The sequence below is a fragment of the Acidovorax sp. GW835-FHT14B10 genome (assembly GCF_058793725.1).
On sequence record NZ_JBXAGC010000025.1, the window covers coordinates 17,435 to 36,849 of the forward strand.

21 protein-coding genes are annotated in these 19,415 nt (G+C 66.7%); 10 read left to right on the forward strand and 11 right to left on the reverse strand.

What is annotated here, in order from left to right; genetic code table 11:
- Positions 1-16: 16 nt before the first annotated feature.
- Both dapB and AC1Q5S_RS17095 read right to left on the reverse strand, forming a co-directional pair.
- Positions 17-856, reverse strand: coding sequence for a 4-hydroxy-tetrahydrodipicolinate reductase (gene dapB, locus AC1Q5S_RS17090; RefSeq protein WP_287951400.1), 840 nt, complete (start codon positions 854-856; stop codon positions 17-19).
- 63 nt (positions 857-919) lie between these two features.
- Entirely contained in the window at positions 920-1,480 is a 561-nt protein-coding gene (locus AC1Q5S_RS17095; RefSeq protein ID WP_287951402.1) for an outer membrane protein assembly factor BamE, read from the reverse strand.
- Positions 1,481-1,569: 89 nt separating this feature from the next.
- On the opposite strand from AC1Q5S_RS17095, the gene fur reads away from it, so the two are divergent.
- Positions 1,570-1,986: a ferric iron uptake transcriptional regulator gene (gene fur, locus AC1Q5S_RS17100; protein WP_287951403.1), complete on the forward strand. Its 417-nt coding sequence runs from the start codon at positions 1,570-1,572 to the stop codon at positions 1,984-1,986.
- 53 nt (positions 1,987-2,039) lie between these two features.
- On the opposite strand, the gene hprK is transcribed toward fur, so the two are convergent.
- The 3 genes from hprK to hpf form a co-directional block, all read right to left on the reverse strand.
- Positions 2,040-2,996: an HPr(Ser) kinase/phosphatase gene (gene hprK / locus AC1Q5S_RS17105; RefSeq protein WP_026435455.1), complete on the reverse strand. Its 957-nt coding sequence runs from the start codon at positions 2,994-2,996 to the stop codon at positions 2,040-2,042.
- Positions 2,997-3,024: 28 nt separating this feature from the next.
- Positions 3,025-3,492 carry a PTS sugar transporter subunit IIA gene (locus tag AC1Q5S_RS17110; protein ID WP_303833973.1) on the reverse strand — a complete coding sequence of 156 codons (468 nt, stop codon included), beginning with the start codon at positions 3,490-3,492 and terminating at the stop codon, positions 3,025-3,027.
- A gap of 110 nt (positions 3,493-3,602) precedes the next feature.
- Complete coding sequence (gene hpf, locus AC1Q5S_RS17115) at positions 3,603-3,935, reverse strand: ribosome hibernation-promoting factor, HPF/YfiA family (RefSeq protein ID WP_026435457.1); 333 nt, start codon at positions 3,933-3,935, stop codon at positions 3,603-3,605.
- 420 nt (positions 3,936-4,355) lie between these two features.
- On the opposite strand from hpf, the gene AC1Q5S_RS17120 reads away from it, so the two are divergent.
- Positions 4,356-5,276, forward strand: coding sequence for a phosphoribosylaminoimidazolesuccinocarboxamide synthase (locus tag AC1Q5S_RS17120; protein ID WP_303833976.1), 921 nt, complete (start codon positions 4,356-4,358; stop codon positions 5,274-5,276).
- 62 nt (positions 5,277-5,338) lie between these two features.
- On the opposite strand, the gene trxA is transcribed toward AC1Q5S_RS17120, so the two are convergent.
- Complete coding sequence (gene trxA / locus AC1Q5S_RS17125) at positions 5,339-6,247, reverse strand: thioredoxin (RefSeq protein ID WP_303833978.1); 909 nt, start codon at positions 6,245-6,247, stop codon at positions 5,339-5,341.
- Positions 6,248-6,403: 156 nt separating this feature from the next.
- Between trxA and purE the strand changes: the two genes are divergently transcribed.
- From purE to AC1Q5S_RS17145, 4 genes are all read left to right on the forward strand, one after another.
- Positions 6,404-6,898 (forward strand): 5-(carboxyamino)imidazole ribonucleotide mutase, encoded by a 495-nt coding sequence (purE, locus tag AC1Q5S_RS17130; RefSeq protein WP_303833980.1) that lies wholly within the window; start codon positions 6,404-6,406, stop codon positions 6,896-6,898.
- Positions 6,895-8,070: a 5-(carboxyamino)imidazole ribonucleotide synthase gene (locus AC1Q5S_RS17135; RefSeq protein ID WP_303833982.1), complete on the forward strand. Its 1,176-nt coding sequence runs from the start codon at positions 6,895-6,897 to the stop codon at positions 8,068-8,070. The genes purE and AC1Q5S_RS17135 overlap by 4 nt, the downstream gene beginning before the upstream one ends.
- A 16-nt stretch (positions 8,071-8,086) precedes the next feature.
- On the forward strand, positions 8,087-9,103 hold the full coding sequence (locus AC1Q5S_RS17140) for an L-threonylcarbamoyladenylate synthase (protein WP_303833984.1): 1,017 nt from the start codon (positions 8,087-8,089) through the stop codon (positions 9,101-9,103).
- A gap of 65 nt (positions 9,104-9,168) precedes the next feature.
- Entirely contained in the window at positions 9,169-10,122 is a 954-nt protein-coding gene (locus AC1Q5S_RS17145; RefSeq protein WP_303833986.1) for an SGNH/GDSL hydrolase family protein, read from the forward strand.
- 68 nt (positions 10,123-10,190) lie between these two features.
- Here the strand turns inward: AC1Q5S_RS17145 and AC1Q5S_RS17150 are convergent, their stop codons facing one another.
- The 3 genes from AC1Q5S_RS17150 to dacB form a co-directional block, all read right to left on the reverse strand.
- Positions 10,191-11,501 (reverse strand): lipase family protein, encoded by a 1,311-nt coding sequence (locus AC1Q5S_RS17150; RefSeq protein ID WP_303833988.1) that lies wholly within the window; start codon positions 11,499-11,501, stop codon positions 10,191-10,193.
- A 118-nt stretch (positions 11,502-11,619) separates the two neighbouring features.
- Positions 11,620-11,889, reverse strand: a complete 270-nt coding sequence (locus AC1Q5S_RS17155; protein WP_303833990.1) for a SemiSWEET transporter — start codon at positions 11,887-11,889, stop codon at positions 11,620-11,622.
- Between the two features lie 20 nt (positions 11,890-11,909).
- Positions 11,910-13,352, reverse strand: a complete 1,443-nt coding sequence (gene dacB, locus AC1Q5S_RS17160; protein ID WP_303833992.1) for a D-alanyl-D-alanine carboxypeptidase/D-alanyl-D-alanine endopeptidase — start codon at positions 13,350-13,352, stop codon at positions 11,910-11,912.
- A 103-nt stretch (positions 13,353-13,455) separates the two neighbouring features.
- On the opposite strand from dacB, the gene tsaB reads away from it, so the two are divergent.
- The 4 genes from tsaB to corA all read left to right on the forward strand — a co-directional run bounded on the left by tsaB (position 13,456) and on the right by corA (position 16,609).
- Positions 13,456-14,184 (forward strand): tRNA (adenosine(37)-N6)-threonylcarbamoyltransferase complex dimerization subunit type 1 TsaB, encoded by a 729-nt coding sequence (gene tsaB / locus AC1Q5S_RS17165; protein WP_303833994.1) that lies wholly within the window; start codon positions 13,456-13,458, stop codon positions 14,182-14,184.
- A complete protein-coding gene (gene rimI / locus AC1Q5S_RS17170) occupies positions 14,181-14,660 on the forward strand; it encodes a ribosomal protein S18-alanine N-acetyltransferase (RefSeq protein WP_422205794.1) in 480 nt (159 codons plus the stop codon). Before tsaB ends, rimI begins: the two co-directional genes overlap by 4 nt.
- The gene (locus tag AC1Q5S_RS17175) at positions 14,657-15,439 is read left to right on the forward strand and encodes a uracil-DNA glycosylase family protein (RefSeq protein WP_422205796.1); all 783 of its coding nucleotides are present in this window, start codon (positions 14,657-14,659) and stop codon (positions 15,437-15,439) included. Before rimI ends, AC1Q5S_RS17175 begins: the two co-directional genes overlap by 4 nt.
- Positions 15,440-15,622: 183 nt before the next feature.
- The gene (gene corA, locus AC1Q5S_RS17180) at positions 15,623-16,609 is read left to right on the forward strand and encodes a magnesium/cobalt transporter CorA (RefSeq protein ID WP_303834000.1); all 987 of its coding nucleotides are present in this window, start codon (positions 15,623-15,625) and stop codon (positions 16,607-16,609) included.
- A 227-nt stretch (positions 16,610-16,836) separates the two neighbouring features.
- Here the strand turns inward: corA and AC1Q5S_RS17185 are convergent, their stop codons facing one another.
- Positions 16,837-17,586, reverse strand: a complete 750-nt coding sequence (locus AC1Q5S_RS17185; RefSeq protein ID WP_303834002.1) for a 5'-methylthioadenosine/adenosylhomocysteine nucleosidase — start codon at positions 17,584-17,586, stop codon at positions 16,837-16,839.
- Positions 17,587-17,651: 65 nt separating this feature from the next.
- Entirely contained in the window at positions 17,652-19,331 is a 1,680-nt protein-coding gene (locus AC1Q5S_RS17190) for a long-chain-fatty-acid--CoA ligase (RefSeq protein WP_303834004.1), read from the reverse strand.
- Positions 19,332-19,415: the final 84 nt, after the last annotated feature.

Genomic DNA, 19,415 nt, shown 5'->3' on the forward strand with positions numbered 1-19,415 from the left:
CCGGCTCGCTGCGGGTCTAGTTCAGGCCCAGCACGTCGAACATGTCGAACATGCCGGCCTTGCGGTCTGCAAGAAAGCGCACGGCACGCAGGCTGCCCTGGGCATAGGTGGCGCGGCTGGACGATTTGTGGGTGATTTCCATGCGCTCGCCAATGCCGGCGAACAGCACGGTATGGTCGCCCACGATATCGCCCCCGCGGATGGTGGCAAAGCCGATGCTCGACGGATCGCGCTCGCCGGTGACGCCCTCGCGCGCATAGACGGCGCATTCCTTGAGGTCGCGCCCGAGCGCATCCGCAATCACCTCCCCCATCTTGAGGGCCGTGCCCGAGGGGGCATCGACCTTGTGGCGGTGGTGGGCCTCGATGATCTCGATGTCGTAGCCGGTCGCCATGGCCTTGGCCGCCATCTGCAGCAGCTTGAGCGTGACGTTGACGCCCACGCTCATGTTGGGCGCCATCACGATGGCGGTGCGCTGGGCACATGCCGCGATCTCGGCCTTCTGCGCCTCCGTGAAGCCCGTGGTGCCGATGACAGCCTTCACGCCCAGATCGGCGCACATGGCCAGATGGGCCAGCGTGCCTTCGGGGCGGGTGAAGTCGATCAGCACATCGGCGTTCTTCAGGCCCGCACGCAAATCCGCGGTGATGGCCACTCCGCTGGCGTGGCCCAGGAAAGCCGTGGCGTCGGAGCCGATGGCGGGGCTGGCCGCGACATCCAGGGCACCGGCCAGCACCATGTCGTCACTGGCGCGCAAGGCCTCGATCAGCATGCGGCCCATGCGGCCGGACGCGCCCGCCACCGCGACGCGCAAGGAGGGGAAAGCGGCTGGGTTGGGCAAAGAGTTGCCTGTCATGTCATTCCTGTATCGGTGTATGTGGCGGGTAACGCCGGATGCCGGTGCCCCGGGCCGCAGCCCTTAGCGCACAGGCGCTTCGAGCGGAGGGTAAGAGTTGGAAGCGGGCTCGGCGGGCGCCGGCACGGGAGCCTGGGGCGCACGCTCGGGTGCGGGGAAACGCGCCAGCTGGGCGTCGGTGGCCTCCAGCACGGGCACCTTGCCCTTGGTGGTACGCGATCCCAGGGACGCCACAAATTCGGTTTCGGAGGGCATGGTGTCACCGTCGAACCGCTGCAGCAGATCCCCCTGGAAGAACGCGGTGAGCTTGCGCGTCTGCAGTTCCTGTCCGGGACGCTGGATGGTGAACACGTATTCCCAGCGCCCGTCATGGAACAGGCTGGTCACCAGGGGCGTGCCGAGAATATCCCGCACCTGCTGCCGGCTCATGCCCGGCTGAAGCGCCTCGACCTGCTCGCGGGAAACGAAGTTGCCCTGCACCACAGCCATCTTGTAAGGCGTCACGATGCTGGCCAGGCGGTTGCTGGCACTGTCCAGGCTGCCGCAGCCAGCCAAGGCCGCCAGGCAGGCACCGATGAACAAGGTCACGCCCAGGCGGGCGCTGCAATGGGCTTTGACGGGCATGGGAAAGGGTCGTAAGGCTATGATGAATCCATTGTAGCGGCTGGTCCTGCGTGGCTGGTCGAGCCCGCTGGCGCACGAAAGACAGGGTCATGACGAATATCGACGAACTCAAAAGCACAGGCCTGAAGGCAACCCTGCCGCGCCTGAAGATCATGGAGATTTTCCAGAAGGGCGCGCAACGCCACATGACGGCCGAGGATGTCTTTCGCGTCTTGCTGGAAGAACGCTCGGACATCGGGCTGGCCACGGTCTATCGGGTGCTCACGCAGTTCGAGCAGGCGGGCATCCTGATCCGCAGCAATTTCGAAAGCGGCAAGGCGGTCTACGAACTCAATGAAGGCCAGCACCATGACCACTTCGTGTGCACATCCTGCGGCAAGGTGGAAGAGTTCTACGATCCGGAAATCGAAAAACGCCAACAGATCATTGCCAAGGCCAAGGGCTGGGCGGTACAGGACCACACCATGGCCCTGTATGGCCAGTGCGCGCACTGCGCCGTGAAATGAAGCCCCCTGAGGCAATTCGCTCCTCGGTGCGCACCCCTTCAGGGACCTGCGGATCAGTCCCCTGAGTCGCGCTCCATGGCGCGGCGGTGCCGCTCCACGAATTCCTGGTAGGTATCGATGCCGCGCAACTGCAAGATGGTGTTGCGCACGGCCGCCTCCACCAGCACGGCAATATTGCGCCCCGCCACCACCTGGATCACGACCTTGAGCACTGGCACGCCCAGCACGTCCTGCGTCAGGGGCTCGTAGGGCAGCCGCTCGTAGTCGCGCTCCAGCGTTTCCTTGCGCACCAGGTGCACGATGAGCTTGAGGCGCATCTTGCGGCGCACGGCGGTCTCGCCAAAGATGGCGCGGATGTCCAAAAGACCGATGCCGCGCACCTCCAGCAGGTTTTGCAGCAGCTCCGGGCACTTGCCCTCGATGGTGGTCTGGTTGATGCGAAACAGGTCCACGGCATCGTCGGCCACCAGGCCGTTGCCACGCGAGATCAGCTCCAGCCCCAGCTCGCTCTTGCCCAGACCGGATTCGCCCGTGATCATCACACCCAGGCCCAGAATGTCCATGAACACGCCATGCATCGTGGTGCGGTCGGCAAAGTGCTTGGAAAGGTAAGCCCGCAGCACGTCGATGACGAACGCCGAAGACTCGTGCGTGGCGAACATCGGGATCTGTGCGCGCTCGCACATGGACAGCAGCGCATCCGGCGCGGCCTGGCCGTCGGCCAGCACCAGCACCGGCGGCTCCAGCGTGACGATGCGCCCGATGCGGCGCTGGCAGTCTTCCGGCGTGGCGTTGGTGAGATAGGCGATTTCGCGCTCGCCCAGGATCTGCACCCGGTAGGGATGGATGTAGTTGAGGTAGCCGACGAGATCGGCGCCCGAGCGTGCCGCGCGCACCGCCACCTCGTCGAAGCGGCGCTCGGAGGCGCCCAGGCCCGCCAGCCACTCCCATTTCAGGGTGCCCCGGAATTCCTCGAACAGGACATCGGCGCTGACGACGTTGGGCTTCAAGGCAGTCCCGCCAGGGTCAAGGGAAAAATCAGGCCACCTGGGTGGACTGCCACTCGGCGATCATGCCGTGCAGCACCGTGGCATTGTCGCAGGCCTTGAGCTTTTCGCGCAGCACCGAATCGCTCAGCAGTTCGGCGATTTCCGAGAGGATTTCCAGGTGCTTCTGGGTTGCGGCCTCGGGCACCAGCAGGAAAATCAGCAATCCGACCGGCATTTCATCGGGCGCATCGAAGCCAATCGGCTGCGCCAGCTGGAAAACCGCGGCCATCGGCGCCTTGAGCCCCTTGATGCGGCCATGCGGGATGGCCACGCCGTGCCCCAGGCCGGTAGAGCCCAGGCGCTCGCGCGCAAACAGGCTGTCGGTGATCAGCGCCCGCGAAAGACCGTGCAGGCTTTCAAACAGCAGACCCGCTTCTTCAAAAGCACGCTTCTTGCTGGTGGCGTCAACGCTCACAAGGACTTGAGCAGAGGGCAGGATAGAGGCGAGTCGGTTCATGGTCAGGGTAACAATTATGCATACATTGGCAAAAACCCTGATAGCCACGAGCAGGGCAGCAAAAAGCCGCCCGATGGGCGGCTGCGGCTGGCAGGCTGCACCTGCATGGTTTATGCGAGCATTTCGCGCTTGGATGCGTCGTGGTGGTCCTGGATGCGGTCCTTGTGGCGCACAACCTGGCGATCCATCTTGTCCACCAGCTCATCCACGGCGGCATACAGGTCGAAGTGGGAGCTTTCTGCAAACAGGTCGCTGCCCTTGACGTGGATATTGCATTCCGCTCGCTGCCGTTTCTCCTTTTCCTTTTGCTTCTCTACTGTCAGCAGTACCTTGACGTCGACAACCTGGTCGAAATGGCGCGTGATCCGGTCCAGCTTGGTGGTGACGTAATTGCGCAAGGCGGGGGTAACTTCGATGTGGTGACCGCTGATCGTCAGGTTCATATGAAAGTCTCCTGTGGCTCTCTGTGACAAAAATGCCGCCCTGGATCAAAGAGCGGCCCGGGGAACTCGGATGCATCCTTCGGCGTGAATTCACTATGCCCCCGCGCCAGGCCAAAAGCAATCCCATACCGCCCCCGGCGGCCGGGTTATGCCAGCGCAGGTGCCGTGGCAGCCAAAAGCGCGCACAATGAGCGGGCTATGGGCACACCCCCTTGCGCGCAACGGCACCACGGTGCCGCCCACCCTGCAGGCAACCACCCCGCCCCCGCCGGGCCAGCGCACAAGCCGCCCGCGGCCACAGCGCCTAACCAGCCTGCCGCCACGTAAAATCCACCGGTCCCAAGCCGCCTGATTTTTCGCAATCTTTAACAATTTCCGGCCCAGACCCGCCCCCACGTTCCGCCAGCCCGCACCATCACCATGACCCAGCCCAGCACCTCTGCCCTGCACACTTCTGCCCTGATCTCACTGCCCCTGCTGGCACGCGGCAAGGTGCGTGACAACTACGCCGTGGGCGACGACCGCATCCTGATGGTGGCCAGCGACCGCCTGTCGGCCTTCGACGTGATCATGGGCGAGCCCATTCCCGGCAAGGGCGAGCTGCTCACGCAGATGGCGCTGTTCTGGTTCGACAAGCTCGGCCACATCTGCCCCAACCACCTGACGGGCGACGACCCCGAAAGCGTGGTCAGCCCGGCCGAGGCGGCGCAGGTGCGCGGCCGCTCGATGCTGGTGCAGCGCCTGCGACCGATTCCCGTGGAAGCCGTGGTGCGCGGGTATCTCGCCGGCAGCGGCTGGAAGGAGTACCAGGAGTCGCAGTCGGTCTGCGGCGTGCCCCTGCCCGCTGGCCTGACCAACGCCGCCAAGCTGCCCGAGCCCATCTATACGCCTGCCGCCAAGGCCGCAGCGGGCGAGCACGACGAAAACATCACGTTCGAGCGCACGGTGGAAATGATCGGCCTGGACCTGGCCACGAAGATACGCGACCTGAGCATCGCCATCTACCAGGCCGCGGCCGAGATCGCGCTGGCGAAAGGCATGATCATTGCCGACACCAAGTTCGAGTTCGGCCTGGCGCCCGATGGCACCCTGGTGCTGATGGACGAAGTGCTCACGCCCGACAGCTCGCGCTACTGGCCCGTGGAAGGCTATGCCGAGGCATTGGCCCAGGGCGAAAACCCGCCGAGCTACGACAAGCAGTTTGTGCGCGACTGGCTGGAGCGGGCCCAGGTCAACGGCAAGCCCTGGGACAAGACCGCGCCCTCGCCCCGCCTGCCACAGGCCGTGATCGAAAAGACCGCAGCCAAGTACCGCGAGGCGCTCGAACGCCTGACGGGCTGAGCGCCGCCCCTGCAAAGGCAAAAGGCCCCGAGGGGCCTTTTTTCATGCAGTGAACAGCGCCGTCAGCTCAGCACGACGGAGCTCAGGCGGCGGCGGTAGGTTGCCACCACCGGGTCCTCGGGGGGAATCTGGCCTTCCGCCACCTTCACCTTGGGCGGCTCGATGATTTCAAGGATGGCCACATAGGTCTTGCGCGCCGCCTCTTCGCTCCAGGCCTTGTCGCGCATCAGGATTTCGAGCAGTTCGTCCATCGCGTCGGTCCAGCGCTGCCGCGCCATGAGCCAGCGGGCGCGGGCGAAGCGGCTGTCGAAATCACGCTTGTTCGCGGCAATTTTCGCATCAAGATCGGCTCCAGCGCTTTCACCATCTGCGCTAGCAGCCACAAAATCCAGAGCATCCATCCACGCTTTCAAGGCGCCGAGCTTGCGCGACGCAGCGGCCTTGGCGATCACGGGGGCAAATGCCACCTTGGCGTCGTCTTCGCGGCCCAGTTGCAGCAGCAGCTTGACGTAGTCAAAGCGCGCATCGTCATTGGCCGGATCGGTGACCACGGCATGCTGCAGCTTTTCGAGCGCGGTGTCGGTATCGCCTTCGGCCAGCGCATCGAGCGCCTCTTCTTCCTCGGCTTCTGCCTCCAACGCTTCGGCCGAGGGCAGATGCTTGTCGAGAAACGCGCGCACCTGGCCCTCGGGCAAGGCGCCCATGAAGCCGTCCACGGGCTGTCCATTCATCAGCAGCACGCAGGTGGGAATGCTGCGAATGCCGAACATGCCGGCGATCTGCTGCTCCTGGTCCGAATCGATCTTGACCAGCTTGAAGCGGCCGGCGTATTCGGTTTCAAGCTTTTCGAGGATGGGGCCGAGCGACTTGCACGGGCCGCACCAGGGCGCCCAGAAGTCCACCAGCACGGGCACGTTCATCGAGGCGGCAACCACCTCGGCTTCAAAATTTTCTACGGTGACGTCAATCATGGTGGTGTGGGGCCAGGGGCCTGTGAAGCGGTTTGCGCGCTATTTTGGCCCATCGAAATGCCCCCGCGCCAGCCGGGGAGGCGCAAAAAGTAAAATCGCGGGTTCCACCTACAGCGGTGCAGCGGGCGCAGCCCGCGGTTCAGCACCTCCAACACCATGAAACCCATCCAGATCGGCGTGGTCATGGGTTCCAGCAGCGACTGGGACACCATGCAGCACGCAGTGCAAATCCTTGAGCAATTCGGTATTTCGCACGAGGCCCGCGTGGTCTCCGCCCACCGCATGCCCGACGACATGTTTGCCTACGCCGAGGCGGCCGCTGGCCGGGGCCTGAAGGCCATCATCGCCGGCGCCGGCGGTGCCGCCCACCTGCCCGGCATGATTGCCGCCAAGACCACCGTGCCCGTGCTGGGCGTGCCCGTGGCCAGCCGCCACCTGCAGGGCGTGGACTCGCTGCACTCCATCGTGCAGATGCCCAAGGGCATCCCCGTGGCCACGTTTGCCATTGGCACCGCTGGCGCCGCCAATGCCGCACTGTTTGCCGTGGCCCTGCTGGCCACTGAAAACCCCGAACTGCGCCAGCGGCTCGAAGCCTTTCGCGCCGAGCAGACCGAGGTGGCGCGCAACATGACCCTACCGCCTGCCGCATGAGCCAAGACACTTCTCTCCCACCGCTGCTGCCGGGATCCACGCTGGGCGTGCTCGGCGGCGGCCAGCTGGGCCGCATGTTCGTGCACCAGGCCCAGGCCATGGGTTACTTCACCGCCGTACTCGACGCCGACCCCACCAGCCCTGCCGGGCTGGTGAGCCACCACCACATCCAGACGGACTACGAAGACCCGCAGGGCCTGGCCGAACTGGCCCGCCTGGCGGATGCGGTGACCACCGAATTCGAGAACGTGCCCGCTGCGGCCCTGGCCGCGCTGGCTGCGCAACGCCCTGTGTCGCCCGCCGCGGGCGCCGTGTCGGTGGCGCAGGACCGCGCGCGGGAAAAAGCCCACTTCGTGGCCTGCGGCGTGCCCTGCGCGCCTTACGCGGTGATCGAAACTTCCGAGCAACTGGCCACCGTGTCCTCCGATCTCTTGCCCGGCATCCTCAAGACCGCACGCATGGGCTACGACGGCAAGGGCCAGGTGCGCGTGAAAACCGCCGCCGAGCTGGCCGCCGCCTGGGATGCCGTCGGCCAGGTGCCCTGCGTGCTGGAGAAGATGCTGCCCCTGCAGCTCGAATGCTCCGTGCTCGTGGCGCGCGGCGCCGATGGCGCCATGGTCCACCTGCCCGTGCAGCGCAACCTGCACCGCGATGGCATCCTGGCCGTGACCGAGGTTTACGAAGGGAATCTGCCCCTGGCGCTTTCTGCACAAGCGGTAGCAGCTGCGAAATCGGTAGCACAAGGCCTGCAGTACATAGGCGTGCTGTGCGTGGAGTTCTTTGTGCTGCAGAACGGCAGCCTGGTGGTCAACGAGATCGCCCCCCGCCCGCACAACAGCGGCCATTACAGCCAGAACGCCTGCGATGTGTCGCAGTTCGAACTGCAGGTGCGCACCATGGCCCGCCTGCCGCTGACGCAGCCGCACCAGCACAGCCCCGCCGTCATGCTGAACCTGCTGGGCGACCTGTGGTTTGCCCAGGGCGATGCGGAGCAGACGCCGCCCTGGGCCGCCGTGCTCGCGCTGCCCGGCGCCCATCTGCACCTGTACGGCAAGCGCGAAGCCAAACGCGGCCGCAAGATGGGGCACCTCAACATCACCGCGGCCACCCCTGAAGCTGCGCGTGCCACCGCCCTGAAGGCCGCGGCCTTGCTGGGTATCGCACCGTTCTGATGGCGCCGCTCCGACCATGATTCTGGATGGCACCCTGCCCGCATCCATCGCCGCCGCCGCGCGCGCCGTGCGCAGCGGCGCCCTGCTGGGCCTGCCCACCGAAACGGTGTATGGACTGGCGGCCGACGCCAGCAGCGATGCCGCCGTGGCGCAGATCTTCGCCGCCAAGGGCCGCCCCAGCGACCATCCGCTGATCGTGCATGTGGCCGATGCCGCGGGCATCGGCCACTTCGCCAGCACGGTGCCGGACTTTGCACAGAAGCTGGTCGACGCCTTCTGGCCCGGCCCGCTCACCCTGATCCTCCAACGCCTGCCGGGTGTGGCCACGGCCGCCACCGGCGGGCAGGACAGCGTGGGCCTGCGCTGCCCCGCGCATCCCGTGGCCCATGCGCTGCTGGCGGCCTGCGCCGCGCCCGGCGATGCCGCCACCCACGGCGGCCCACCCGTGTGGGGCGTGGCGGCACCGAGCGCCAACCGCTTCGGCCGCGTGAGCCCCACCACCGCCCGGCATGTGCAGGACGAGCTGGGTGCCGACCTGCTGGTGCTCGACGGCGGCCCCTGCGCCGTGGGCATTGAAAGCACCATCGTGGACTGCACGCGCGGCGTGCCCGTGCTGCTGCGCCCGGGCGCCATCACGCGGGCGCAGATTGCGGCGGCCTGCGGCATCCAGCCGCTCTCCAAAGAAGAGCTGCCAGCGCATACACCACGGGCATCCGGAACGCTGGAGGCCCACTACGCCCCTGCCGCCAAGGTGCGCCTGATGGACGCCCGGGCGCTGCAGACCGCGCTGGACCTGCTGGGCGCCGACGCGGCCCATATCGCCGTCTATGCCCGCAGCGCGCTGCACACACGCTCGTCCAGGCTGGTAATGCGCCGCATGCCCGATGACGCCGCCGCCGCCGCCCAGCAGCTGTTTGCCGTGCTGCGCGGCTTTGACGACCAGGCCGTGAAGCTGATCTGGATCGAGACCCCGCCCGCCACTCCCGAGTGGGAAGGCGTGCGCGACCGGCTGCAGCGCGCCGCGGCGGCTTGAGCCCCGCGCTTTACATCCGTTGACCTTGCGTCGTTAAACTAGCCCCCACTTTTCTGGAGAAATACATGGCAGCAAATTGGATGCGCCGCACCTTCGTGGTCGCCGCATGTGCATCGGCAGCGTTGCTCGCGGCCTGTGGTTCGAGCACGATCGAATCGAAGCTCACGCCCGACCGTTTCATTGCCTTTGGCGATGCCTTCAGCGACGTGGGGCAAAAAGGCGCGCGCTATACCGTCAACGACGGCTCCGTCAGCAACTGGACGCAGCAGGTTGCCTTGCGCTACGGCAAGACCATCACCCCTGTGGCATCGGGCGGCCTGAGCTATGCCGTGGGCAATGCACGCGTTTCGGCCAAGCCCGATGCGGCTGGCGACACCACCACCCTCACCGTCACCGAGCAGATCGACCGCTTTCTGGCCGGCGGCAGCTTTGGTGCCAGCGACGTGGTGTTCGTCAACGCCGGGGCCAGTGACGTGATCGCGGGCATGGCGGCACTCAAGGCCGGCACCCAGACCGAAGCCAACATGTTGGCCGCAGCCCGTACAGCCGGCCAGGAACTGGCGGGCCAGGTGCGCCGCCTCGTCAATGCAGGCGCCAAGCAGGTGGTGGTAACCGGCACCTACGACATGAGCAAGTCGCCCTGGGCCACGGCCACCAGCCAGGCAACCCTGCTCCACAACGCCAGCAGCCGCTTCAACGACGGCCTGCTGGTGAACATCGTCGATCTGGGCGCGACCGTGCTGTATGTGGATGCGGCCTACTACGTCAACCTGTTCACCAATGCCCCGAGCTCCTACAGCTTTGACAACGCCACCACGCCGGTGTGCACCTCGGTGGATGCGGGCAACGGCATCGGCATTGGCACCGGCCAGGTCAATTCGGCCCTGTGCAATACCTCTACCTTGCTCGCTGGCGCCAACCAGGACAAGTATGTGTTTGCCGACGCGGTCTACCTGACGCCCTCGGCCCACCGCCAGCTGGGCGACTACGCCTACGACCGCCTGCGGGCCCGCTGGTAAGCCGCACCGCGCACAGGCAGCAAAAAGCCGGCCCGAGGGTCGGCTTTTTTCCTATGCGCAGTGCCTGGCTATTGGACGGCATCAAACACCGCCCGCGCCTGGGCGTGGCAAAACGGCGGCTCGTAGGTGCCGTGGTAGTTGCCGTAATACGTGGCAAACGCGGCCGAGGCCGGGTCGGTGGGCGCCTTGCCACCAGGCCCGTACGTGGCCTGCACCAGCGCATCGACATCCACCGAAGCCACGTTGGTCAACCCCCGGCTGTCAAAGTCGGCCTTCATGGCCTGCTGGTGGATGGCCGGCGGCACCGTGGGGTCGCCCGCCCCACCGCACAGCAGCAAGCGCGCCTTGGGGCTCCAGCCCAGGAGATCGTTCTTTTTTGCCGCCAGAAACAACGGGTTGGCGCCGCCGGCCTGGGCTGCGGCCAGGAACTCGGGCTGGAACACGAGGTCCCGGGCCTGGTTGGGCGTGACACCGGGGCCACCGGGCAATGCGCCCGAGGACACCAGCGTGGTGGTGTTGAGCGTGGGGCTGGGCAACAGGGTTTCGATGTAGCCCGAATAAGGCAGCCTGAAGGCCGTCTTGACGTCGGCATAGACATTGCCATACACCTTTTGCCACGAGGTCACCAGGTAAGGCACGAAGAACTGCACCCCGGCAATCGCATCGGGCACCCGCAGCTGACCCGACAGGTTGTAAGGCCCCGCCAGATGGGCGCCAGCCACCACGTTGAACTCGCCGGCATGGTCGCGCTCCGCCGCCCGGTGGGCGGCCATGGACGCATGACCACCCTGTGAATAGCCGGTGAACATCACCTTGCCCGAGAGGTTGGCGCCCACGCTGGCCGCCGCCGCCCGCGCGGCGCGAACGGAGTCGAGCACCACCGTGGCTTCTGAATCGGCATGCAGATACGGGTGGTAGGCATAAGCCGATTGGGCAAAGCCCAGGTAATCGGTGGCCACCACGGCGTACCCTTGGGCGGCGTATATCGCTGCCAGCAAGAAGGTTTCACCGTCTTGCGGGTTGGCCAGCGTGCGGGGCTTCTGCACATCCGTGCCCTTGGCGTAGGCCACCAGGGGCGCGGGCGCGGTGCAGGCAGGGCCGCCCGGCACCAGCATCACGCCCGATGCGTTGGTGCTCTCACCGTCCCGCACGCCCACCGTGGTGTAGTTGAGCGCCACCACCCGGACATCGCACCGGGCCTTGCCGCTGATCGCCTGCAGGCCGCTGGCCGCCGTCGTGGCATCGATCTGCGCGGCGGTCAGGGTGGTCAGCGTCGCGGCCGGCTCCACCAGCGCCCCCCGCTGCGGCCCCTCCGAGCCCCCGCAGGCGACCAGCAACGCTGCGGCTGCGGCAACACAGGAAAGGCGGAAATACGTCATGAAGCGACCCCTTGGAGCGATGAAGAGCGTCGCATCGTGCGCGCACCCGCACTGCAGCATCCATAGGGAATTACGCGGACCGCACCCACGCCCAGACGCCTGGGCGACCCCCCGGATTTCAGTCCTTGCGGCGCGCACCGTAGCGCAGCTTCATGCCCAGGATGGCACCCGACAGTGCCAGCGTGACGGCATTGGCCGCAACGATGGGCCAGGCGGCCAGTGCCACGCCATAGGCCAGCCACAGCGCCACCCCCAGCGTAAAGGTGCCGTACATGCTCAGCGAGATGCCGCTGACGTCGCGGGTGCGGAACGTATGCAGCGCCTGGGGCAGAAAGCTGCAGGTGGTCAGGGTCGCGGCCAGGTAGCCGATGAGGTCGTGCAGGGGCATGGTGTGAATTGCTTTGAGGGCTATTGATCGCGCGCGGTCCAGTCCACCAGGGCGTCGAGCACCGGCCGCGCGGCGCCCGCCTGCGGGTGGTTGACGATGGCCACCAGCACATAGCGGCGGCCGCTGGCGGCATGCACATAGCCGGCAACGGCCATCACGTCGCGCAGGCTGCCGGTCTTGAGGTGGGCAGCGCCCGCACGGCTCTGGCTGCGGCGCAGCGTGCCGTCCACACCGGCAATCGGCAGGGACGACACCAGCTCGGGCATCACCGGCGACTGCCAGGCGACCTGCAGCATGCGCGCCAGGGCCTGGGCGCTGATGCGGGCCTCGCGGCTGAGGCCGGCACCGTTGTCGGGCATGGGCGGTTCGACATCACCGATGCGCCCCTGCCACCACTGGCGCAGCGTGTCGCGCGCGCCATCGAACGTGGCCACACCGTTGCGGCGCAAGGCGAGCGTGAGAAACAGCTGCTGCGCCATCACGTTGTTGCTGTATTTGTTGATGTCGCGCGCCACCTCGGCCAGAGAGGGCGACGTGGCCACGAACACCGGTGTGAGCCCCGCAGGCACCTTGCCATCCCGCACGCTGCCCGTGAGCTTGCCGCCCAGTTCGCGCCACATGCCCTCCACCGCGCGTGCGGCAAAGCCCTTGGCATCGGGATAGGCCGCCGCCCACACGCGCTCGCCGCAACCGGCCGGATAGACGCCCTGGAACGCGGTACGCGCCGGGTCGGTCAGCTCGGCCCGCAAGGCGGCACGCCAGTCGCCGCACTCCGCGCCGGTTGCGGCCAGTGGCACCGTGGCCTGGCGCTGCACGCCGGCCAGTGGCGGGTCGTACCGGATGCGCGCCAGTCCGGCGGCCACATCGGGCACGAACGCCATGGCCACCGCGTTGTAGTTCAGCAGCAAGGCATCGGGCGCCGCGTTGTAGGGGCGCAGCGGCTCGCCGTCGAAACGGGCGGCATCGTGGTCGGGCACGTCAAAAGCGGTGCGGTCCAGCACGATGTCGCCCACAATGACCTGGATGCCCTGGCCCTGCAGGCGGCGCAGCAGCAGCCACAGACGCTCCATCACCAGCTTGGGATCGCCCTGCCCCTGGATGTACACATTGCCCTTGAGGCTGCCGCCCTGCACCGTGCCGTCCACATACACCGGCGTGTTCCAGGTGTAGGCGGGGCCCAGCAGGTCGAGCGCCGCGTAGGTGGTCACCAGCTTCATGACCGAAGCGGGGTTCGTGGCCACCTGCGCGCGGTGTGCCAGCCGCGGTGCCTGGCGGCCGGCCTGTGCATCCGCCACCAGCACGGACAGGGCCTCGCGGGGCAGATGGGCACGCACCAGTGCCGCCTCCACCTCGGCAGGGAGCGGTGCCGGCGCCTGGGCCTGGACCGCACCACCCACGGACAGAAGGCACAAAAACCCCCAGCGCACAACGGTCGCACGGCAACCCACAGGAACAGACATCATCGGCCAAGTCTATCGCCGGGGTGCATCGCACAGGCCGATGAATCCCCCAGCGCGCTGGTACGCCCCTGATAATTGCACTCCGAATCCAGACCCACCCGGCCCCATGAACCTGCTTGCCTTCGACACCAGCACCGACACCCTCTCCATCGCCGTGCAGGCCGGAGATGCCTCGTGGCAGCACACCGGGCCGGGGGGGGCGCAGACCTCGTCCACGCTGATTCCCGCCATTCGCACGCTGCTGGAGCAGGCGGGGCTGTCCTTTGCCACGCTGGACGCCATCGTGTTTGGCCGCGGCCCGGGCTCGTTCACCGGCCTGCGCACGGCCTGCGCGGTGGCCCAGGGGCTGGCCTTTGGCGCGCGCGGCGGCACGGGCGTGCCGGTGCTGCCGGTGGACACCCTGCTCGCGGTGGCCGAGGAGGCCCGCCACCAGCATGGCTGCACCCAGGTGGTGGCCGCGCTGGATGCGCGCATGGACGAGGTGTACGTGGCGCATTGCGAATGGCAGCCCGCCCAGGGCGGCGTTGCCAGCCACTGGCGCACCGATGGCGACTTCGGCCTGTGCGCCCCCGAGGCCGTGCAGGTGCCCGCAGGCTGGACCCTGGCAGGCAACGCCGGGGCCGCCTATGCCGGGCGCCTGGCCCCTGACGCCCTGCACGCCAGCGCGCTGCCCACGGCCACGGCCCTGCTGCGGTTGGTCCCCGCCCTGCTCGCAGCGGGCGGCGCCGTGCCGGCCCGCGAAGCCCTGCCCCGCTACATCCGCGATAAAGTGGCATACACCGCTGCCGAACGGGCTGCCCTGCGTGCCGCCCAGCCCGCACAGACCACACCATGAGCGCCATCCTCTCGCCCCCTGCCAATGCCCCCGAGGCACGCTTTGAGCCGCTCACGCTGTTCCGGCTGGACGACGTGCTGGACGTGGAATGCAGCGCCTATTCCCATCCCTGGACACGGGGCAATTTCACCGATGCGATGGCCTCGGGCTACCAGGTCCAGCTGCTGATGGCGGGCGACCAGTTGCTGGGTTACTTCGTGGCCATGATGGGGGTGGACGAGGTGCATCTGCTCAACATCACCGTGGCCCCGGCCTTCCAAAAGCAAGGCTGGGCGCGCGTGCTGCTCGACGCGCTGGCGCTGTGGGCGCGCGGGCGGGGTGCCCAGTGGCTGTGGCTGGAAGTGCGCGTGAGCAACGAGCGCGCCCTGCATGTCTACCAGACCCACGGTTTCCGCCGCGTGGGCGAGCGCAAGCGCTACTACCCGGCCCCTGCGGGCCAGCGCGAGGACGCCGTGGTCATGAGCCGGCCGTTATGAGCCTTCACCTCGATGCGCGCCAGCGCGCCATGCTGCAAGAGATGGGTGTCACCGTCTGGGCACCCGCAGAAACGCCGGTGCCAGCGCCCCCCCCCGTGGCCGATGCCGTGCGCGCCCAGCAGACTGCGACCGCACCCGCCACGCCCCCGCCGGCTGTGGTCGTACCCGATGCCGGCTCCCAACCGGCACCGCGTACCGCACGGGAACGTGCAATCCCCCCGGGCGCCGCCCCGGCCGTCCAGCCGCCCGTGCCGCAGGGCGGCAACGCACCTGCGCTGATCCTGCATGCGCCGCAGGCGCTCTACCCCACGGCCGACCCCGCGCAGACGCCGGTCGGGCTGGGTGCCGGCTGGCTGGTGGTGGCCGAGAGCCTCTCGCCCACGGCCCCCCTGGCGGGCGAAGCCGGCCGCCTGCTGGACAACATGCTGCGGGCCATGCGGCTGCACCTGCACCCCCGCGTTTTTCTGGCACCCCTGGAGCGCCCCCCCACCGGCGCCGCTGCAGGTGCCGCCGATGTAACCGCGGCACTGGAGGAGGTGGTGGCCACGCTGCGCCCCGCCATGGTGCTGGTACTGGGCCATGTGGCGGCCCGGGCGGCCCTGGCACGCACCGAACCCCTGGGCCGTTTGCGCGCCGGGCTGCACCAGCTGGCGGGATGCCCCGCCATCGTCACCTACGACCCCGCCTTTTTGCTGCGCGCCCAGGGCAACAAGGCGGCGGCCTGGGCGGACCTGTGCCGTGCGCTGGCGCTGGTGCAGGCCGCCCCCGCCAGCCGTTGAGCCCCCCGCCGGCCCGCGTCACACATCCGCCACGGGCCGGTGCCATAATCCGCGGCTTGCACTTTGACGGAGAAAACCCCGTGGAAACCTACCCGAGTTGGTAGCTTTCAGCTCCCCGGCCTGCCCGTGGGGATGAAAGCACCCCCAAACCCACTGCAGATGCCACCAACCAGGGAGTGAGCCATGCTCAATATCTTTTCGCTTGCCAATGGCCGGTTGTTCCAGGAAGAAATCGAATCCCTGGAAGAACTCACCCGCTTTCAGCCCATCTGGGTCGATCTGGAAAACCCCACGATCGAGGAAAAGCGCTGGATCAAGCAGCACTATGGCCTGTCCATCCCCGAAGACGCGATGGACGAGGACATCGAGGAATCCGCACGTTTCTACGAAGAAGACAACGGTGACCTGCACATCCGCAGCGACTTTCTCATCGACGACAACGAGCAGCCGCGTTCAGTGCGCGTGGCCTTCATCCTGAACCTGACCAATCCCGCGCTGAAAAGCAAGGGCGTGCTGTTCTCGATCCACGACGAGGACGTGCCCGTGTTCCGCCTGCTGCGCATGCGCGCACGCCGGGCACCGGGCCTGATCGAGGATGCCAAGGAAGTGCTGCTCGCGCTGTTCGACGCCGACGCCGAGTATTCGGCCGACACGCTGGAAAACATCTACGACGAGCTGGAGAAGGTGAGCAAGCAGGTGCTGGCCGGGGACGTGACCGATGCCCGCGCCGGCGAGGTGCTGGCCGCCATCGCCCGCCAGGAAGACTTGAACGGGCGCATCCGCCGCAACGTGATGGACACGCGCCGCGCCGTGAGCTTCATGATGCGCAGCAAGATGCTCAGCTCCGACCAGTTCGAGGAGGCCCGCCAGATCCTGCGCGACATCGAGTCGCTGGACAACCACACGGCCTTTCTGTTCGACAAGATCAACTTCCTGATGGACGCCACGGTCGGTTTCATCAACATCAACCAGAACAAGATCATCAAGATCTTCTCGGTGGCCAGCGTGGCGCTGCTACCGCCCACGCTGATCGCCAGCGTGTACGGCATGAATTTCAAGTTCATGCCCGAGCTGGACTGGTCGCTGGGCTACCCGTATGCGCTGGGCCTGATGCTGGCCAGCGCGCTGGGGCCGATGTGGTACTTCCGCAAGCGCGGCTGGTTGAAATAACCCCCCTGTGGCGCTGCGCGCCAGAAGCGCTAGCTCTTCGTTGCCGTCCAAGCCTGCGCAGGCAGGCTTGGAGCCGCGGCCTCTCAGCCCCCGAGGGGGGACGCTTCCGGCGGCTTGGCGAAGCCGGTTCCGCGGTGGCGTTGGCGTTGGCGTTGGGCGCGTCAGTAGCAAACAATGGTCGAATTGACCATTAGCGCTTACCGATAAAGCGCCAGCAGCTATCAAGTTCATAGTCTTTGCAGAAACGTTTGCACCATGTGGTCGGCATAGCGGCTGGCCACGGTCTGCACGAACAGCGCGAAGTCGCCATGCGCGGCATCGTCTGCGCGGTCGGAAATGGTGCGCACGGCGGCAAACGGCACGCCGTAGTCCAGGCACACCTGGGCCACGGCGGCACCTTCCATTTCCACGGCCAGCACATCGTGGCCCGCTTCGCGCAGCAGGGTGCGCAGCCGGTCGGACTCGTGCGCGGCCGATACAAAGCGGTCGCCGCTGGCCATCAGGCCGTGGTGCACCTGCAGGGTGGGGTTGGCGGTTTTGAGGTCAAGCCGCCCCTGGGCACTTGCCACACAAGCGCGGGCAGCTTCCAAAAGCAGATCCGACAAAGCCGCATCGCAGGCCAGGCGTGCCCGCGCATAGCCGGGCAGCTCCCAGCGCGGGAACAGGGGCGAGGCATCCATGTCGTGCTGCACATAGTCCTGGGCCACCACCACGTCGCCCACCCGCACACCATCGCCCACGCCCCCAGCCACGCCCGTGAACACGATGCGGGCCGCACCAAAGCGCTCGATCAGCGCCGTGGCCGTGGTGGCCGCCGCCACCTTGCCAATGCCCGAAAGCGCCAGCACCACGCTGTGGCCGTGCAGCGACCCGGTCCAGAAGGTACGCCCCGCGTGCACCCTGCGCTGGGGCTGCTGCAAGGTGGCGACCAAACCGGATTGTTCTTCGGGAATTGCGCTGAGGATGGCTGTTGTCATGAAATCGCCTCTGAAAAAAAAGGCGGCCGAAGCCGCCCGCAAGGGTGAAGCGGGGCCCTGCGGCCTCACTTCTTGTCGCGCAGTTCGCGGCGCAGGATTTTCCCGACGGGTGTCTTGGGCAGCTCGGTGCGGAATTCGATCACCTTGGGCTGCTTGTACCCCGTGAGCTCGCGGCGGCAGAACTCGCGCACATCGGCCTCGGTGAGGTCGGGCGACTTCTTCACGATCACCAGCTTGACGGCCTCGCCCGATTTTTCGTCGGGCACACCCACCACGGCGCATTCCAGGACGCCCGGGCAATTGGCGACGACCTCCTCGACCTCGTTCGGGTACACATTGAAGCCGCTGACCAGCACCATGTCCTTCTTGCGGTCCACGATCTTGAAAAAGCCGCGCTCGTCCACGACACCGATATCGCCGGACTTGAAGTAGCCATCCTCGGTCATGACCTTGGCGGTTTCATCGGGGCGCTGCCAGTACCCGGCCATCACCTGCGGCCCCTTGATCACGATTTCGCCGGGCTGGCCCACGGTGGTGACCTCATGGCCATCATCGTCGAGCAGCTTCATGTACGTACTGGGCAAGGGCACGCCAATGGTGCCGGTGAATTCCCTGGCAGTCACCGGGTTGCAGCTGACCGAGGGGCTGGTTTCCGACAGGCCATAGCCTTCGCAGATGGGGCAGCCGGTCTTTTCGAGCCACAGCTTGGCCACCGCGCCCTGCACCGCCGTGCCACCGCCCACCGATACCTTGAGGTTCTTCCAGTTGACGGTGTTGAAGTCGGGGTGATTGGCCAGGCCGTTGAACAAGGTGTTGACGGCCGGAAAACTGTGGAAGGTGTGCTTGGACAGCTCCTTGAGCACGGCCGGCAGGTCGCGCGGATTGGGGATCAGGATGGTCTTGCCGCCCGTGCGCATGGACAGCATCATGTTCACCGTGAACGCGAAGATGTGGTACAGCGGCAGCGCGCAGATGCTGGTGGGCTGCTCGCCGGCGGGCACCTTCTTCATGACCGGATCGTTCCAGGCCTCGGACTGCAGCACATTGGCGATCACGTTGCGGTGCAGCAGGATGGCACCCTTGCTCACGCCCGTGGTGCCGCCGGTGTATTGCAGCAGGGCGATGTCATCGGGCTTGATGTCGGGTTTCTTGAACGTGCCGCGCGTGCCCTGGGCCACCGCATCATTGAAACGCACGGCACCCGGCAGGTTGTACGCGGGCACCATCTTCTTGACGTTGCGCACCACGTAGTTGACCAGCAGCCCCTTGAGCAGGCCCAGCTGGTCGCCCATGGCGCACAGCACCACATGCTTGATGGACGTGTGCGCAATGCAATGCTCCAGCGTGGAGGCGAAGTTCTCGATGATCACGATGGCCTTGGCACCCGAGTCCTTCAACTGGTGCTCCAGCTCACGCGGGGTGTACAGCGGGTTCACATTGACCACGACAAAGCCTGCCCGCAGGATGGCCGCCACCGCGACGGGGTATTGCGGCACGTTGGGCATCATGATGGCCACACGGTCCCCCTTGGCCAGGCCCAGGCTCTGCAGGTAAGCCGCAAAAACGCTGCTCAGGGCATCGGTCTGTGCAAACGTGACCTCCTTGCCCATGAAGCTGTAGGCAACGCGGTCGGCGTATTGGGTGAATGCCTCGTCCATCAGGGCAACGAGGGAGGGGTAGTGTGACGGGTCGATGTCGGCGGGTACGCCTTGCGGGTAGGCGGCCAGCCATGGGCGGTCGGTCATTTGCGCGGTCTCCAGGTAGGTTTTATTGCGGCCATGAGAACACGCCGGCATTTTTCAGCACGGTCGTGCTTTTTTTACAAGGGC

Bases quoted from the DNA above. Each gene is read 5' to 3' on its own strand.
- dapB (WP_287951400.1), bottom strand. From the start codon at position 856: ATGACAGGCAACTCTTTGCCCAACCCAGCCGCTTTCCCCTCCTTGCGC.
- AC1Q5S_RS17095 (WP_287951402.1), bottom strand. From the start codon at position 1,480: ATGCCCGTCAAAGCCCATTGCAGCGCCCGCCTGGGCGTGACCTTGTTC.
- fur (WP_287951403.1), top strand. From the start codon at position 1,570: ATGACGAATATCGACGAACTCAAAAGCACAGGCCTGAAGGCAACCCTG.
- AC1Q5S_RS17110 (WP_303833973.1), bottom strand. From the start codon at position 3,492: ATGAACCGACTCGCCTCTATCCTGCCCTCTGCTCAAGTCCTTGTGAGC.
- hpf (WP_026435457.1), bottom strand. From the start codon at position 3,935: ATGAACCTGACGATCAGCGGTCACCACATCGAAGTTACCCCCGCCTTG.
- AC1Q5S_RS17120 (WP_303833976.1), top strand. From the start codon at position 4,356: ATGACCCAGCCCAGCACCTCTGCCCTGCACACTTCTGCCCTGATCTCA.
- trxA (WP_303833978.1), bottom strand. From the start codon at position 6,247: ATGATTGACGTCACCGTAGAAAATTTTGAAGCCGAGGTGGTTGCCGCC.
- purE (WP_303833980.1), top strand. From the start codon at position 6,404: ATGAAACCCATCCAGATCGGCGTGGTCATGGGTTCCAGCAGCGACTGG.
- AC1Q5S_RS17135 (WP_303833982.1), top strand. From the start codon at position 6,895: ATGAGCCAAGACACTTCTCTCCCACCGCTGCTGCCGGGATCCACGCTG.
- AC1Q5S_RS17140 (WP_303833984.1), top strand. From the start codon at position 8,087: ATGATTCTGGATGGCACCCTGCCCGCATCCATCGCCGCCGCCGCGCGC.
- AC1Q5S_RS17145 (WP_303833986.1), top strand. From the start codon at position 9,169: ATGGCAGCAAATTGGATGCGCCGCACCTTCGTGGTCGCCGCATGTGCA.
- AC1Q5S_RS17150 (WP_303833988.1), bottom strand. From the start codon at position 11,501: ATGACGTATTTCCGCCTTTCCTGTGTTGCCGCAGCCGCAGCGTTGCTG.
- AC1Q5S_RS17155 (WP_303833990.1), bottom strand. From the start codon at position 11,889: ATGCCCCTGCACGACCTCATCGGCTACCTGGCCGCGACCCTGACCACC.
- dacB (WP_303833992.1), bottom strand. From the start codon at position 13,352: ATGATGTCTGTTCCTGTGGGTTGCCGTGCGACCGTTGTGCGCTGGGGG.
- tsaB (WP_303833994.1), top strand. From the start codon at position 13,456: ATGAACCTGCTTGCCTTCGACACCAGCACCGACACCCTCTCCATCGCC.
- rimI (WP_422205794.1), top strand. From the start codon at position 14,181: ATGAGCGCCATCCTCTCGCCCCCTGCCAATGCCCCCGAGGCACGCTTT.
- AC1Q5S_RS17175 (WP_422205796.1), top strand. From the start codon at position 14,657: ATGAGCCTTCACCTCGATGCGCGCCAGCGCGCCATGCTGCAAGAGATG.
- corA (WP_303834000.1), top strand. From the start codon at position 15,623: ATGCTCAATATCTTTTCGCTTGCCAATGGCCGGTTGTTCCAGGAAGAA.
- AC1Q5S_RS17185 (WP_303834002.1), bottom strand. From the start codon at position 17,586: ATGACAACAGCCATCCTCAGCGCAATTCCCGAAGAACAATCCGGTTTG.
- AC1Q5S_RS17190 (WP_303834004.1), bottom strand. From the start codon at position 19,331: ATGACCGACCGCCCATGGCTGGCCGCCTACCCGCAAGGCGTACCCGCC.